The organism is Marinobacter sp. KM021, from assembly GCF_050707965.1.
Lineage (GTDB): Bacteria > Pseudomonadota > Gammaproteobacteria > Pseudomonadales > Oleiphilaceae > Marinobacter > Marinobacter shengliensis.
On record NZ_CP136129.1, the window covers coordinates 3,262,146 to 3,277,483 of the forward strand.

The window sequence follows — 15,338 nt, forward strand, 5'->3', positions numbered from 1 at the left end:
AGCGGCTGGCTTCGCCCGGCGGGCAGTGAACAGGTCGGGCCGTACGGCCGGATTGGCAAGCAGCGATAGCAACATCATCACGACATCCTTTTTGTGGAAGTTAGTGATGCCATTGCAACAGGCTGAATGGGCCCTGCCGTGGCAGAAACGGGCAAGCTGGCGATAGAAAATGATGAATTATGGCAATCCCGCGGCATCGACTTGTGCCGCACAAGGAGCATGGTTTAATGGCAACACATCTTGCTGAACAGCATCACTCATGAAAAAACACATTGTTCTGATTGAAGACGAAGCAGGCATTCGCGATAACTACCGGGCGGCGTTCGAGCGCAGGGGTTACCGGGTATCTGCCTATGGCGACCGGCCATCGGCCTGGCAGGTGCTGCGCCAGGCGTTGCCAGACCTGGCCATTATCGATGTCGGGCTCGGAGACGAGCCGGAAGGCGGCTTTGCTCTGTGCCAGGACCTTCGGTCACAGTCTGCCACCTTGCCGATTATCTTCCTGACCGCCCGGGACAGCGATATCGATTCGGTGCACGGCCTGCGCCTGGGCGCAGACGATTACGTCACCAAAGACATGAGCCTGGACCACCTGCTGGCCCGGATTACTGCCCTGCTGCGCCGGGCCGATGCCTGGGCTGAGGCGCTGCAGAAGCCGGATGAGCTGCTGCACCGGGGCCGGCTGTCGCTCAACGTCGACCGCATGACCGTGTCCTGGGACAACCAGCCCGTGGACTTAACGGTAACCGAATTCTGGATGCTGCACAGCCTTGTTCAGCATCCCGGCCACGTTCGCAGCCGGGACCAGCTGATGGAAGCCGCCAGCACGGTACTGGATGACAACACGGTGACCTCCCATATCAAACGCATCCGGCGTAAATTCAGCCAGCTGGACAGCAGCTTTGATGGCATTCAGACCGCCTACGGCATGGGTTACCGCTGGAATGCCCGTGAGGTCTGACCTTGAGCCTTAAACGCCAGCTTTTTCTCGCCAGCCTGCTGATGCTGCTGATCCCCTGGGCCGGGCTGAAGTTTGTGCTGGAACTGGATGACGCCCTGCGCCAACAGGCCCTGCAACAGCTCCAGGAGCGGGGCCAGCGGATGGCAAACCTGGCCGGCGACCTGCTGCTGGGGCAACCCACCATCGCCACCCCGAACGCGCTCTACGCCAGCCCGGCAGAAACACCGATCAAACCCGACGGCCATGCCGACGACTGGCCCGGTTACGATGAGCCCGATCACCTGCAGCCCTGGCAATCGGCTGAGCCCCTGCCCGTGCCGGGCGCACCCCATCTGCGATGGCAGGCCGCCAGTGATGGCCGACACCTGTTCCTGCTGGTCCAGATGCAGAACCAGGCCATGCAACTGTTTCAGCAGAACCGGCCTGACCAACCCCACGATCGCTTTGAGCTGGTGCTGCAACCGCCGGTCACCGACCTGCAACAGCCGGTGCCACGGCAACGCTGGACACTACGAACCTCAGCACCGGGCAGCGTGAATGCCATTCGGGAAGATCGCCAGCAAACTCCGGATTATCGGGTTCAGGGTGCCTGGCGGGATCGGGGGGCTGGCTGGCAGCTGGAGCTGCAGATGCCGCAGCCTGCCCGTGGCAGCTTGCTTGGCTTCCGTGTTACCCAGGGAGGCCAGGAGGCCTCCGTACCCGGCACCGGCATTGAACCACCCCCCCCTTTGGTGCAGCGAATCCCGGAACTGGAACGGGCACTGGCGGAGCAGCTCGGTGACGGCCAGCAAGTCACCGTGGTTGAGCCGGCGGGTTGGATAGTTGCCCATCACCGGCATCCGGCCACGGGCCAAGGCCCGGATTTTGATGACCTGTCCCCCGTGCAAGTGCTTGAGAAAATCACACTGAACGCTTTGCGAGCGCTGATTCAGCTCTACCAGCCAGAGCCGACACCGCTGGCAGAAACGGGCCATCGGCTGATCACCGGTGGTCTGCCAGACAACCATCTGGTCAGGCGAAATGACGGCTCGGTCTGGCTGGCCACCGAGCATGACCTGTTTGGCGGTCGCTCGCTGGTACTGGAACAGTCCCTCGACCAACTGCTCACCGTCTCCGGCTCGGCCCTTGGCAGTGTCCTGGCCCGGAGCCTCCTGATCATTCTCGCGTTAACTCTGGTTCTGCTGGGTTACGCCAGTTGGTTGTCCTGGCGAATTGCCCGCCTGCAGCGCCTGGTCAGCGCCAGTGTGGACGAAGATGGCCGGATTCTGAGCCCGGTGCCCAGCGCCAGAACCCGGGATGAACTGGGGCAACTGCAGCAGCATTTCAGCCAGATGGTGGAACGGTTGCAGAGTTACAACCACTATCTGGAGAGTTTCTCCCGCCGGCTGTCCCATGAGCTGAAAACCCCCGTGGCGGTGGTCAGATCGTCCCTCGAGAACCTCGCTCATAACAGCTCCGAGCAGGAACGGCAGCAATACCTGGAACGGGCCGCCGGGGCCACCGAGCGGCTGCGCCGAATTCTCAACAGCATGAGTGAGGCTGCACGGCTCGAGCAGAGCTTCGACCAGGCCGACAAAGAACAGTTCGACCTGTCCGAGGTGGTCGCGCAAGCCACCGCGGCGTACCAACAACTGGATGCCGACCACCAGATCCGTTACCAGATTCCCGAAGCGGAATGCCCACTGATGGGCTCACCGGAAATGCTGGTGCAAATGCTCGACAAGCTGGTGGATAACGCCCGGGATTTTACCCCCGAAGGCGGCACCATAGAGGTCAGCCTGCAACGCCATTCGGACCACTACCAATTGTGTGTGTTCAACGAAGGCTCGCAATTGCCGGAACACGCCGGCGTGGATATTTTTGGTGCCTTTGTCTCCCAGCGCCAGGGCCAGAGCGAGGGGCACCTGGGCCAGGGGTTGCTGATCGTACGTCTTATTGCCGACTACCATGGTGGCTATGTGGAGGCCCGAAACGCCCGCGAAGGTGGCATTGACGGGGTGAGCTTCCGGGTTATCATCCCGGTATACCGCCCGGAAACAGGATCAACATTGTGAGTGCCGAAACGTCATCCCTGGATTTTCATCCCTTGCGGGCAGACCTTTACCAGGAACTGCACTCACGCCCCTTTCAGGTGATACCCTCCACCGCCCGGGTGACCCACATTGCCGTGCTGGTCACACCGGAGCAGCGCCGAACACAGTTCGCGCATCTTCAGCGGCTGCACCGCATGCTGGGCGAGCCCTGGCCGGAACAGGAAGTCAGCTGCTATGAGCACAACTTCGGCAAGCTGCGGGTCCGGCGTGAAGTACATATGGAGTTTGCCTCCTACACCTTCACCAATCTGGACGTTTCCAATGCCGCCCCGTTTGCCGAGACCGGCATCAGCTCATTACCTGAGGGTTGGCTGGAACAGCTGGACGGCACCATTGTCGGGGCCTTCCACATTGAGGTGCGCCCGTCAGAAGAGGACGCCCGCAGCGAACTGGCGTTCATGCGCAAGTATTTCGAAGGTATGCGCCTCATTGGAAGCAGCCCACAGGAAGGCGCCGCCCGGGTGTTGGGCTCGTTCCAGTTGCACAGCGACCACTTCGGCCGGTTCATGGTGCTCAATCACAAGATGTCCAACAGCCAGCTGGGCCGCCTGGTACAACGCCTGATGGAGATTGAAACCTACCGTTTGATGTCTTTGCTGGCGCTGCCACTGGCCAGGGAAATAACGCCCAGCCTGAATGACATGGACCACAAACTGGCCACCATCACCCAGTCCCTGGCGGATAACGAATCCCTGGACGAACAACAGATACTGGCCGAACTGACCCACATTGCCGCCCGGATAGAAGCCTACCGGGCCCATTCCACCTTCCGCTTTGCCGCCACCCGGGCCTACCACGAACTGGTACTGACCCGGTTGGAAGAACTGCGGGAAGACGAAGTCTCCGGCCACCTGACCATCAGCGAATTCATGACCCGCCGGCTGACACCGGCCGTGAAAACCTGCGAAGCCGTGGGAGAACGCCTTGAAGACCTGTCCCGCCGGGTGGACCGCGCCTCCGACATGATGCGTACCCGGGTGGAACTGGCGATCCAGAGCCAGAACCAGCAGTTGCTGAGTTCCATGGACCGCCGTTCCCGCATTCAATTGATGATGCAGCACACGGTGGAAGGTTTCTCGGTGGTGGCGATCTCCTACTACCTGATCAGCCTACTGAAACTCGGCCTGGACGTGCTGCAGGACAGTGGCCTGGCGTTCAACAAATCCCTGGTGCTGGGCGTGGCCATCCCGGTGATCATGGTGCTGGTGTTCCTGGGCATCCGGACCATCCACCACCGGTTTATCCGCATGGCCCGCCGGCAGTAGCGGGCTTCAACTGAATCTAGGGTCGCCGGCGAACTGCCGGTAGAACTGCTGCGCTGTGCGGCCGTTGCGGACGCCTTTGCCGGTGGCAAACCGGACGGCCTCCTGGTGCAGTTGCGAGCGGTCTGCCACCTCCGGAAACAGCGCGTCTACCGCCTGCAGATAGACATCCTGGGAAAACGGATAGAACGACAGCTGCAACCCGAACCGGTCTGCCAGTGAGACCTGTTCTTCAATGGCTTCCGCCGGGTGCAGCTCGCCGTCGCGCACCTCGCTTTTCAGGTTGTCACTCATGAACTCTGGCATCAGGTGCCGGCGGTTGGAGGTGGCATACACCCGCACGTTCTCCGGGGGCAGCTCCAGTGATCCCTCCAGCACGCTTTTCAGGGCCTTATAACCGGACTCCCCCACATCAAACGACAGGTCATCACAGAAGATCACAAAGCGGTACGGCAGCTCGCAGATGTCGTCGACAATCTCCGGCAGGTTGACCAGATCATCCTTGTCCACTTCAATCATGCGCAGGCCATCAGCCTGGTAACGGTTCAGCAACGCCTTGATCAGGGACGACTTGCCGGTGCCCCGGGAACCCCAAAGTAACGCATTATTCGAGGGCTGCCCCGCCAGAAAGCGTTCGGTGTTGCGGGCCAACGCCTGTTTCTGCCGGTCAATACCCGTGAGGTCAGCCCATCTGACCGGATCCAGCCGGCGAATGGCCCTCAGGCCGGAGCGGTGCCGGCGCCATACTGCGGCCGGAACCTGCTGCCAGTCAAAACCCGTTTCTGTCATTCCCCTACTCCATCAAAGGCGTGCCGTTTCATAGCCTGAATATGTATTCAATATAGCCACACACCCATGTCAAAGGTTACGATCTGCAACTACACTGGCACTGTTATTCACAGGGAAGATATACCTTGCAAAGCCGCCTGCCTCAACCGCCCCAGCGAAAATTCTGTGCTGCCTGGCTAACGCTGGCCACACTGATGATTGCGGTGCTGACGTTCGCAGCCCGGGCGGAAGAGCCGGAGAGCCCGTCTCCCGTGGTCACAATTGGCGTGGTGGCCGACAACGAACCCTACACTTTTTTTGAAGGTCGCAATCCAGCCGGGTTCTCCATTGACGTCCTTCGGGAAGTGGCCAGCAACAGCAACCTGATCTTTGATTTTCGTGCCGGTAGCTGGCCAGACATCTATGCGGCCTTCCTGCGTGGCGATCTGGATGCGATAGACGGTATTTCCTGGCGCCCGGACCGTGCTGAAAAGGTCCTGTTCTCCGAACCTTATCACTACCGCGAAATCTACCTGATGCATGACAGCGCCCGCCCGACTCCCACGATTGAGGCGCTGGACGACTTACAAGGCCTTCGCGTTGGCATGGTAGAGGACATTTTCTACCGCAGCGAATTCGCCGACGCCGGCATTTCACTGACCACCTACGACTCCCTGACGAGCGTTGTAAGGGCACTGGCCTTTGGCTGGATCGACATTGCTGTGGGCCCCAAACTCACTATGGAGTATCTGGCCAACCAGGCCGGTTTCCGCTTCCTGGAACTGCTGGGCCCGGCGCCGCTGCAACAATACTCCGGGGAGGATTTCCGTATTGGTGTTCTCACCGACAACCTGAACCTGTTCAATCAGATTCAGGCCGGGCTGAATGCCGTACCGGAGGAAAAACTGCAGCAACTGCTGCAGCGTTGGCAGGAGTTTGGCGGTTTGACCGGTTCCACAGGTACAGAGCTGGCCCTCAGCTCGCAACAACGACAGTACCTGGCGAGTCTGGGGCCGGTTCGGGTCGGATTCATGGATGATTATGCGCCGTTCAGTTTCACCGACGGCGGGCGGGTCAGAGGTCTGAGCGTTGATATCATGAACCGGCTGGTTGATCTGACTGGCCTGCAGGCTATTCCTGTCAGCGGCCAGTGGGACGAGCTGATTCCCATGCTCAAGAACGGCGATATTGATGTCATGGCCAACATGTCCCACCGCCCGGAACGGGAGTCCTTCGCCCACTTCACCTCGCCCTATCACATCATTCCCAACGTCATCTTTACCCAGGATGAGAGTCTCAACTACCAAAATCTCGAGGACCTGAAGCACTATCGGGTTGGACTGGGCGCGGGCATCTACTATGAGGAAACCCTTCGGCAACTGCTGAGTAACGGCACATTGCTCAGCTTCCACTCACAGCAACCCATGTTCCAGGCATTGGCGAGCGGCGATGTGGATGTCGTTATCGGAGCCCTGCATTCGGGCAATTACTGGATCCGGCAACTGGGTATCAGTGGCACCCGAATCGCCGGAGAACTTCAACTCCCGGGTTTCAGTGGTGAGGACCTTCGCTTCGGGGTGAGACCGGCTCTGGCGCCGCTGGCAGACATCCTGAATCAGGCACTGACCAGCATTACACCAACGGAACAACAGGTGATCGAAACCCGCTGGCTCGGCGCCAGCAACCAGCCCTCGCTGAACACAGCGGAACTGGTGAACTGGACAGACACCGAATCCCTATGGCTGGAACAACGGAATCGGGAAATTCGCATCTGCGCAGACCCGGACTGGATGCCCCTCGAAGGCGTGAGGGATGGCAAACACACCGGCCTGGCCGCAGATGTGCTTGAGCTGTTCAGCCAACGAGGTAACCTGCGTTTCCGGCTGGTGCCCACCAGCAACTGGCAGGAAGCCATTGCCGCGGCGAAGGATCGGCGTTGCGACATGTTCCCGATGGCCATGCGTACACCGGAAAGGTCCGCTTATCTGGATTTCACCTCACCCTATCTGGAAGTGCCGAACGTGGTGATTGGCCGTATTGAGGCCCCATTCATTCAGCGTCTCAACGAGCTGGAGGGTGGCCGCGTTGGCATTGTGGAAGGCTACGCGTTTGCCGAGTTGTTGCGCAAACGCAATCCATCCTTGCAGCTGGTTACCGTAGAGTCAGAGCAAGAGGGCCTGAGAAAACTTCAGAACCGGGAGCTGATCGGCTATGTCACTACACTGGCCACCGCCAGTTACTACATGCAGTCAATGGGCCTGGCGGACCTGAAGGTGATTGGCCGGGTACCCGCCGACTGGTCACTGGCGATTGGCACCCGCAATGACGAACCTACCTTACATGGGATCATGCAAAAACTGGTGTTGAGCCTGACACCGGCGGAGCGAACAGAACTTGAAAGCACCTGGCGCAACCTGCGAATCGAGGAACGCGTGGACTATACCCGGTTCTGGCAAATACTTTCGCTGGGGCTGCTGGCCACCGCCCTGCTGGTCTACTGGAACCGAAAGCTTGGCCGCCTCAACCGGGAGTTGGCCGAAGCGAATACCGCCCTATCCCGCCTGAGTGTGACCGACAACCTCACTGGCCTGGGCAACCGCACCTACTTTGACCGGGAGTTCTCCAACAGCTATCAGTGGTGCCTGCGCCACCGGACCGGCTTTGCGGTTGCCATGGTAGACGCGGACCACTTCAAGAAGATCAACGATAATTGGGGGCATGAGGCCGGTGACCGGTGCCTGGAATCCCTGGCAAACACCATGCGGGAACATTTCCGACGAGACACGGACCGCCTGGCACGGTTTGGTGGTGAAGAATTCGTGATTTTTACCAGTTATCAGGATGCAGATGACATAAAGGCTCGATTGAACCGGTTCCGCGAGGAAGTCGCAAACCGGCGCTGCGATACCTGCAAGGATAAAGGGATTGATCTGACCGTCAGCATTGGCCTGGCGTTGGGGCTTCCAACTCCAGAGCACACATCTGCGGAATATCTCCGACTGGCCGACCAGGCCCTATACACCGCCAAGCGTAACGGCCGGAACCGTCTGGAGGTTATTCCAGCAGGGCAAACATCGGGGCCAGACGAAGCAGAACACCCTAAGGCGTAAAGAAAGGGGCGCAGGCCTGTTACAGCCGGCGCCCCAAACCTGCAACCGATCAGAACTGGTACTTCAAACCAACCCGGCCGGTATCAAAATCCGGGCCGTCATTGGTAATCTGACCATTAAAGTCGTCCTCATCGATATCCACGTTGTAGCGGGCATACTCGGCGAAGGCCGTCAGGCTGTCAGTCACCCGGAAATCCACACCGGCACCAACAAACGGATTGACCTCGTCGTAGGTTTCGCTCTCATCGAAGGCATCCACATCAAAGGCCGAAGCGAATGCACCGGCCTTCGCATACACCCCGAAACTCTGAGTGAGAGGCAAACGGCCAACAGCGCTCAGGCCAACCCCTTTGAGCTTGGCTTTAACGTCGTCATCGCCGAACTTGCCGAAATCAATGTATTCCGCTTCCAGGGCAAAGAACTCATTGAACTGGTAACCCAGCGCCGCACCCAGCAGATCGTTTTCATCCTTGAATTCACCGCCGTGGGATTTGTAGCCCCCGTAACTACCACTGATGTATGGCCCTGAGTTATCCCGGCTCACTTTATCCTGTGCCCAGACGGCAGGGGCTGTCAGTACAGCAGCAGACAGAACCGTGGCACACGCAAAACTGGCTTTGTAGCTCATAACGCGTTTCCTCTGTGGTTGGGTTTTCCATTCGTCGAAACGAACAATCCGGATGTCTCTATCCCGATTGCATGCGTTTACCCTACAGAGATAACGTCTGGTTGGGGGTTAAAACCCTACTAAGAATCATTCATGTTTCAGTCATGTCTTGCCGACGCATCGCCAAACGGGCACCGGCAGACGCCGCCCCTTCGGCAATCACACGACCGGCCAGCGACACGCTGTCGTAACTGACTCTGGCGATACCATGGTGGCACACCCGAACAAGCCGGCTACCGGGCCGAGTGGCCGGAATGGCGTCCAGCACCCGAAAACTCTCGTCTGCAATGGAAAGGTGCACACGTTTCAGCTTAACCGCGCCGTGATGCATGCCTTGGGCCACCAGCTCCGTCACACCCAGCCACCATTGCGTGTTGTTGTCCGGTCCTTTCATGCCAGCCACTCCTGCAGTTGCTGGCTCACCAAGGGGTGGTGGGCCAGGCGAATATGGTCAACACCGGGAAAATTGGCGATGCCCGCCAGCTCCCAGCCTTCACGACGATCACCACGGGCGCTGGATTGATGCACCAGGGCATCGCCAAACAGAACGTTTACAGGGTGCCGTTCGCCCTTGGCGAGCAGTCCGCTGATCACGTAATGCCGGGCACCGTGCAACAGCGGTTGATCTGAGGTACCCGGTTCAAAAGCATCCCCCCGGGATAAGTTGCGGATACCCTCGCTGCGAAGGTCAATCACCTCGCCCACCACTTTCAGATAATCCCGGGGCACCCGATTCAGCCAGCCTGCCGCTTTATGGGCGCCCACCGCCAGCCAGGAGCCATCGTGAGGTGAGCCGATGTACACACAATCCGGGTTCAGGCTGGCCCAGCGGTGATCATTCGCAGCCCCATAATGACAGGCACTGCGAATCAACAAGCCTCCCATGCTGTGGCCGATCAGAACAATCCGCTTTACCGGTACCGGCCAGTTACTCACCAGCCGCTCCAGCAACGCGGCAAGATCCTGGCCGTTACGGTAAATGGGCCGACCGGTATTGAAACGGAGCTTGAGGGCCGACGTATCGCCCAACGTGTTGGCGAGGTGGGTGCCGTAGTGTTCATCGGGCTTGGCCGGAAAATCCCACACCGATTCCAGCTCCATCAGCCCATGGATGGACAGGCAAAGCACGCTCCCCGGCGCTGCGGGCTGGGGATTCTGCAGATCCAGCGCTTCGCCATCGGCAAACACCGTCATCGGCACCGCCAGCGGATTGCCCCGGTGCTCCAGCCAGTCACCCAGAAAGCCGCTGGCAATGGCTGAAATGTGCTGCTGGACTCGCCCAGCGGAAGGAACAGACACCATGGTTAGTCTCCCGAGTATTTTTTCAGTGTACGCCCTTTGCAGTGCATTACACTGGCCATTTTCGGGCCAGAGTGGCGGCCCCGGAGCAAATCCGGCAAGACAGGCTCACGGTTTGTTAATCTGCCCGAAAGGGCTACAGGCGACCGACCCTGATAACCTTGCTGGAATTGCACAGAAACGGACCGGCCCGTGCCGCTCCACCTTTTCAGATTGACCAGCCAAAGGAAGCATCCAATGCGATCTGCTGTCATCGCCCTGACCAGCCTCTTGTTCTCTGCCAACCCGGCCACGGCCGAGACTCAGTCACAAGCATCGGCGGAGCCGGAAGTGATGGGCTTTGTGGAGTGGGTGGTGATGGGCGAGACCGGCATCCGGTTAAAAGCACGCCTGGATACCGGCGCCAAGACCTCGTCCCTGCATGCTGTGAATGTGGAATCTTTCGAGAAGGACAACGAGGAGTGGGTGCGCTTCCAGCTCCCGCTGGGTGACCACGAAGACCAGCCCAGCGAGGGTGATCTGAAACACGACGAAGTGATTCTGGAATTTGAGCGGCCGGTCTATCGCACCGTACTGATCAAACGCAAGGGCGCCCCCTCACAGCGGCGCTATGTGGTCGAAATGGACTTCTGTCTCGGCGGCAAGGTCCATGAAACCCAGTTTTCCCTCACCGACCGGGGCAAATTTTCCTACCCGGTACTTTTGGGCCGCCGACTACTCCGGGATGACAACATCCTGACCGATTCCGGCCGCACCTTCATCGCTGAACTGGAGTGTGAATACAGCACGCTGGAGGAGCTGGCCCAGAGCAGCAAGGCCATCTCGCCCTAATCGGCTTTCGGCACCGGTTCATCATTCCGGACTCGAAGAAAGCTGGCAAATCTCGGCAAGCCGGTGGCGGTCAAACCACGGTAGCGGAAGGTAATGATTGAGCCAATCGCCGGCGGGTTGCGCCTGTCCGCATCGGTAAACCCGGTTCCGATGCGAAACTGCCGGCCATCGTACAGCTCCACTTCCAAAGCCCCCATCAGCCCCTCGTACTTGCCCTTGCCCGGCAGGTGACCAACGACTTTCGCTTCCGCATCCTCATGGGTTTTCACTTTAAGCAGATCATCGGAACGACCGGCCTGATACCGGCTGTTTCTTCGCTTTAGCATCAACCCTTCAGCACCGGCAGCCACCACCTGTTCAAGCTCTGCCATCAGTTCAGAATGGCGGGCAACCGGACGCTGCGCCACCAATTCCAGATACTCAGAGCCAGAGGCTGCAACCAGCTGTTCCAACTGACGGTAACGCTGCTCGAACACGGTTTCAGGCTGTGGCAGATCAAACACATGAAACCTCACCTGACGCCACTCATGATCCACCGGCTGCACTTTGCGCACCACCCCGGACAGCTCAGCAAAGCGCCCGCGACCGCTCCAGAGTTCACCATCTAACGGCTGCCGGGGAAACTGCGCCGTAAACCAGTCCGGCGCTACGTATTCATGCCCGCCGCGGGACCAGAACTGCTCGCCATCCCAATAGGCCCGGACACCGTCCAGCTTTTCGCTGACCCAGTATTCCTCGAGGTTTACACCCGAGTGATAGACATTGGCCAGGGGGATGGCAGGCGGCCGGGGATCGGCCTTAACCGGATCACTGGCAAGTAACGAGAGAAAAAGCAGGCAAAGTGTCAGGGCTGTTGCCCTAACACTGCCGGTAGTGAAGAGTGGCATGTTCCTTTGCCCTTTTTACATCCTGTTGATGATGTTACGAAAAACGCCGTACTCAGGCCGTTACATACTTCAGCAGCTCAACCACCTGTTCCGGCGTCTGCGCCCAGGCCATGGCGGCCGCGTCCACTTCCTTGAGCGGGTGCACGATGTCTTCATCATGCAGGGTTATGTAAGGCGTGCCCATGGCGGCACAGTAGCCGGCATCGAAGGCCGCGTTCCACTGCTTGTACTTGTCGCCAAAGCGGATCACCGCCAGGTCGCACTGCTCCAGCAAGGTTTTGGTGCGGATGGCGTTCACCTTGGAAGACTGGTGATCACGCCAGAAATTGCTCTCCGGCTTACCCAGGAAATCGCCCGCGGCGTCGCTGGATTCGTGGTCGGTGTTGGCAGAGGTAAACTCAACCGGCAACCCCGCCGCCTCGGCACCCGCAGCAATCTGCTCGCGCCAGTCGGTGTGGATTTCGCCGGAAAGGTATACGGTCCAGATCATGGTGGGCTCCCCTGGAGTGTTGGTTAATCAGTCAGGCGGGGATAATACGCCAATGGGGAGAGATGTTCACGGCCGAGCCTCGCCTTGCCGATGTCGGCGGCAGAACCTCATGGGTATTACACCATGGCCGCCTCGGCCAGATTCGGAACGCTTTTCTCCATCCGATCCTCCAGTGTCGACCATGGGAATTCCCGAATAGCCTTCAGGTGGGCCGGATAACCTTCGTTTGCCCACCACGTCAAATCCAGAGTCGCCCAATAGTCCGCTGGTCTTCCCCGCTTGCCTGCTGCATCGTACTCGGCTGTCGTGGGGTCCAGGTGACGGTACTTTTCCAACGCCGGAACGTCGGGTAAGGGCTGGCTAACGTCCATATACCGCTGCAGTTCATCCCAGTGCGCATACAGCTCCACTTTGTGGACATCCGCCACCTGCGCGACGGTCGTTTGCCAACCGGTATATCGATGGCGCAGAAGTAGCTTGTAGCTGACGGGGCCCTTCGGATTCACATGAAACGAGATGTAGGGATCAAACTCGATAAACGGTGCTTCAAAGGTTTCCTCTCGCCAGGTACGGAACTTCACCATGCCCGTCGGGCGGAAAAAACCACAGCCCAGATCCTTAACAATGACTCCGGGATTGCGTTGCAGAAACCAGGTGAAGGGGTAGCGGAAGAATAAGTGAACACCGACCAACGCCAGAAAAACAAACGAAAACTCTTCAAACTTTATATAGGCGACAATTTCAGCAAAAGCGAAGGCGATGAAGAATACTTTCATTACTCCGTAGTCTGCTAAACCACCAGCGAGCATAAGTAACAACTGCCAACGGGTTTTGACAAAATCCGTTGGCTGCTGTCGATGCGTCCATTTGGGCCCGACCCAGCCAACTCCGCCCGACTCGAGTTTCTTTTGGTAGTTCTTCACATACTGGGGAAGGACATGCATATCGAGACCCGCATAATCCCCCCAGGGTAAACGCTCAATGAAATCCCCTGCCTCCAGTGACTTGGCAAACCGACTGATATTCTCTAGGGGTTCCTGTTGTGGAATTGAATCCCGGCGATAGGCGCCAGGCGTATAACTGGCTGCTAATCCATTAGCGGTTTGCATAAAATTTGATATCCAGTTCGGCAACTACCTTGGACGGGCTAGTCGTGGATTCAACCAATAACCGCAGCACCGCCCATTCATAGTGCTGCGGAATATTGACCCCAGAACGACCCTGACGGGACTCTCGGGAACCGCGTCCATAAGCCAACATGTCCCCTGGAGTCATGTGCGCATAGCGCACCCTCTTTGCCTATCTGCGTTAAATACCGACCAGTCAGGTTCGGATCAGCCTGCTATCACCCAAGCATGACAACCAGTAATAACAAAAAGGCCATGACACCAACGCAGATGCCTATCACCGCCCCAGGCCTATCAAGATCTTTACCGGGCGCAGACCTCCTCCGGGGCTGGCTCTGCAGGAAGAACTTGAAATCAGAAATTAGCTGGGTGGTGGACGTTCGAGCGCTTGTGTACCACTCATCCGGGAATTCGATGGCACTCTGTGGCACCACTATGGGGCCGCACATCGAGCCAAAATGAACCGCGTCATTCACCAGTATGCTGTCTCGGCGCGGTGTTCCCCGGGGAAGATCTGAAGCTTGAACTTTCAGATCCTCCAGTGCTTCAACCACGTAGCCTTCGGGTATCTCACCGTGCACCAGTACGGGCATCGGTTGTACGCCACAAGGCATGGAAGCCAGCACCGGGAACCGGGTGTCATCCAGTGGCGGATGAAAGATCCTGTTCAGATTATCCGGGCGAAAAGGCTTCAGACCTGCAAACTGGCCGGGAATGAGCGACACCCGCTTACCAGGCTCACGCCCCTTCCAGAATAACGTCCAGGCAATGGCCCGAACCACTTTCAGGCGCAAGGGCTCCGGCACCTCATGGCGACCCGTTGAGCTCGGTAGCCTGACGTCATCGGAGTAATCGGTCAGTGCCAGGCCATCGCCACCGAGCAACAGACACCATTCGGGGTGATCCTCAAAAAGAATGCAGAACTTCCGGCCCTCAACGCGATCCAGGCTGTCATCTCCCGACTCTTCAATTTCGGCGAAAACCTGTTCTTTGCTAACCTCCAGATGAAGGCGGCTTGCATCGGGCATGATCTCATTGTTAATCGCCCGCTCAAGTTCACGGAATGAATTCAATAACGCATCGTCAAGCAATGAGGGGTGGGGAACGTAAGTGTCCTGAATAAGAGAGTCGCTCCCCTTCTCTTCACCCTGGGTTAACGCCCCAAAGTCATATACCGGCGCCGCCCATTTGTCGAAGAGCGCTGCTTCATCCGCCGTCAACTGGCTTAATTTGCGTGAAGAGAGAATCGAGCCTTCATTCTCTGCGAACGCAATAGATTTGCTGTCATCATAAATCATGACTTCTTGGGAGCGCTGAATGTCGGACCCGCCAACGACCTGGCTGATGTTCCAGATTTGGGCGCTTGCGTTGGCCGAGGGGCCCGTATTGTTCAGTGCAGGGGAGGCATAAACTTTTGCCTGATACAATTTCTCTTGCCCACCTTCCACTGTCACCAGAGCTTTCATCCCCAACAGTTCCATGAGTGAGCTGTTCATGATGATCTCGGCACCCAGCCAGTTCAGCCAGGCTCCCAACATATGGGCGTTTCTGGCCAGCTCTCGTAACGGTTCCGCTTTAACGAAAACGTCGGCATCGTCCGGAAGGGCAAAGCCTTCCAATGCCTCTTGAACTTCATTGGCATCCGGGCTCGCCAGAAAGCTCTGATGCTCGTCAACCGGATAGAGCATTGGCAATTCAAGTCCAGAGTGTTTCTTGACGAATACGGTGTGAAACACCACATCGCGCCATTCCCGAATGAGCTTCAGGTGATCACCGCTGTTGAGTGTTTCTAAAAACTGTGCCGCTGTGGGCACTGCCAAATCTTCCTTGATCATGATGGACT

13 protein-coding genes are annotated in these 15,338 nt (G+C 58.3%); 5 read left to right on the plus strand and 8 right to left on the minus strand.

The annotated features are described in order from the left end of the window. The first annotated feature begins 259 nt into the window (after positions 1-259). The 3 genes from pdsR to RVM24_RS15330 are packed head-to-tail and all read left to right on the plus strand — an operon-like array spanning position 260 to position 4,319. The gene (gene pdsR / locus RVM24_RS15320) at positions 260-961 is read left to right on the plus strand and encodes a proteobacterial dedicated sortase system response regulator (RefSeq protein ID WP_152439343.1); all 702 of its coding nucleotides are present in this window, start codon (positions 260-262) and stop codon (positions 959-961) included. 2 nt (positions 962-963) lie between these two features. Further along, on the plus strand, positions 964-3,015 hold the full coding sequence (gene pdsS, locus RVM24_RS15325) for a proteobacterial dedicated sortase system histidine kinase (RefSeq protein ID WP_431474315.1): 2,052 nt from the start codon (positions 964-966) through the stop codon (positions 3,013-3,015). Next, entirely contained in the window at positions 3,012-4,319 is a 1,308-nt protein-coding gene (locus RVM24_RS15330; RefSeq protein ID WP_431474316.1) for a DUF3422 family protein, read from the plus strand. Before pdsS ends, RVM24_RS15330 begins: the two co-directional genes overlap by 4 nt. A gap of 6 nt (positions 4,320-4,325) precedes the next feature. Here the strand turns inward: RVM24_RS15330 and RVM24_RS15335 are convergent, their stop codons facing one another. Next, the gene (locus RVM24_RS15335) at positions 4,326-5,105 is read right to left on the minus strand and encodes an ATP-binding protein (protein ID WP_342631372.1); all 780 of its coding nucleotides are present in this window, start codon (positions 5,103-5,105) and stop codon (positions 4,326-4,328) included. A gap of 125 nt (positions 5,106-5,230) precedes the next feature. On the opposite strand from RVM24_RS15335, the gene RVM24_RS15340 reads away from it, so the two are divergent. Continuing rightward, a complete protein-coding gene (locus RVM24_RS15340; RefSeq protein ID WP_431474317.1) occupies positions 5,231-8,194 on the plus strand; it encodes a transporter substrate-binding domain-containing diguanylate cyclase in 2,964 nt (987 codons plus the stop codon). A 49-nt stretch (positions 8,195-8,243) separates the two neighbouring features. Here RVM24_RS15340 and RVM24_RS15345 read toward each other — a convergent pair whose 3' ends face one another. The 3 genes from RVM24_RS15345 to RVM24_RS15355 all read right to left on the minus strand — a co-directional run bounded on the left by RVM24_RS15345 (position 8,244) and on the right by RVM24_RS15355 (position 10,163). Then, positions 8,244-8,822, minus strand: coding sequence for an outer membrane beta-barrel protein (locus RVM24_RS15345; RefSeq protein ID WP_319634251.1), 579 nt, complete (start codon positions 8,820-8,822; stop codon positions 8,244-8,246). Between the two features lie 130 nt (positions 8,823-8,952). Beyond that, positions 8,953-9,255 (minus strand): hypothetical protein, encoded by a 303-nt coding sequence (locus RVM24_RS15350; RefSeq protein WP_152439347.1) that lies wholly within the window; start codon positions 9,253-9,255, stop codon positions 8,953-8,955. Continuing rightward, positions 9,252-10,163 carry an esterase/lipase family protein gene (locus RVM24_RS15355; protein WP_374812620.1) on the minus strand — a complete coding sequence of 304 codons (912 nt, stop codon included), beginning with the start codon at positions 10,161-10,163 and terminating at the stop codon, positions 9,252-9,254. Before RVM24_RS15355 ends, RVM24_RS15350 begins: the two co-directional genes overlap by 4 nt. Positions 10,164-10,397: 234 nt before the next feature. On the opposite strand from RVM24_RS15355, the gene RVM24_RS15360 reads away from it, so the two are divergent. Further along, positions 10,398-10,991: an ATP-dependent zinc protease family protein gene (locus RVM24_RS15360; protein ID WP_061330931.1), complete on the plus strand. Its 594-nt coding sequence runs from the start codon at positions 10,398-10,400 to the stop codon at positions 10,989-10,991. Here RVM24_RS15360 and RVM24_RS15365 read toward each other — a convergent pair. The 4 genes from RVM24_RS15365 to RVM24_RS15380 all read right to left on the minus strand — a co-directional run bounded on the left by RVM24_RS15365 (position 10,988) and on the right by RVM24_RS15380 (position 15,330). Next, positions 10,988-11,878 carry a DNA ligase gene (locus RVM24_RS15365; RefSeq protein WP_431474318.1) on the minus strand — a complete coding sequence of 297 codons (891 nt, stop codon included), beginning with the start codon at positions 11,876-11,878 and terminating at the stop codon, positions 10,988-10,990. The genes RVM24_RS15360 and RVM24_RS15365 overlap by 4 nt on opposite strands. A gap of 52 nt (positions 11,879-11,930) precedes the next feature. Continuing rightward, a complete protein-coding gene (locus RVM24_RS15370; RefSeq protein ID WP_058091620.1) occupies positions 11,931-12,368 on the minus strand; it encodes a YtoQ family protein in 438 nt (145 codons plus the stop codon). 116 nt (positions 12,369-12,484) lie between these two features. Then, entirely contained in the window at positions 12,485-13,477 is a 993-nt protein-coding gene (locus RVM24_RS15375) for a hypothetical protein (RefSeq protein ID WP_374812624.1), read from the minus strand. 236 nt (positions 13,478-13,713) lie between these two features. Next, on the minus strand, positions 13,714-15,330 hold the full coding sequence (locus tag RVM24_RS15380; RefSeq protein ID WP_431474319.1) for a hypothetical protein: 1,617 nt from the start codon (positions 15,328-15,330) through the stop codon (positions 13,714-13,716). Positions 15,331-15,338 lie beyond the last annotated feature (8 nt).

Excerpts from the sequence above, each read along its gene's own strand:
- RVM24_RS15355 (WP_374812620.1), bottom strand. The coding sequence starts at position 10,163 with ATGGTGTCTGTTCCTTCCGCTGGGCGAGTCCAGCAGCACATTTCAGCC.
- pdsR (WP_152439343.1), top strand. The coding sequence starts at position 260 with ATGAAAAAACACATTGTTCTGATTGAAGACGAAGCAGGCATTCGCGAT.
- RVM24_RS15360 (WP_061330931.1), top strand. The coding sequence starts at position 10,398 with ATGCGATCTGCTGTCATCGCCCTGACCAGCCTCTTGTTCTCTGCCAAC.
- RVM24_RS15350 (WP_152439347.1), bottom strand. The coding sequence starts at position 9,255 with ATGAAAGGACCGGACAACAACACGCAATGGTGGCTGGGTGTGACGGAG.
- RVM24_RS15335 (WP_342631372.1), bottom strand. The coding sequence starts at position 5,105 with ATGACAGAAACGGGTTTTGACTGGCAGCAGGTTCCGGCCGCAGTATGG.
- RVM24_RS15365 (WP_431474318.1), bottom strand. The coding sequence starts at position 11,878 with ATGCCACTCTTCACTACCGGCAGTGTTAGGGCAACAGCCCTGACACTT.
- RVM24_RS15380 (WP_431474319.1), bottom strand. The coding sequence starts at position 15,330 with ATGATCAAGGAAGATTTGGCAGTGCCCACAGCGGCACAGTTTTTAGAA.
- RVM24_RS15375 (WP_374812624.1), bottom strand. The coding sequence starts at position 13,477 with ATGCAAACCGCTAATGGATTAGCAGCCAGTTATACGCCTGGCGCCTAT.
- RVM24_RS15370 (WP_058091620.1), bottom strand. The coding sequence starts at position 12,368 with ATGATCTGGACCGTATACCTTTCCGGCGAAATCCACACCGACTGGCGC.
- RVM24_RS15345 (WP_319634251.1), bottom strand. The coding sequence starts at position 8,822 with ATGAGCTACAAAGCCAGTTTTGCGTGTGCCACGGTTCTGTCTGCTGCT.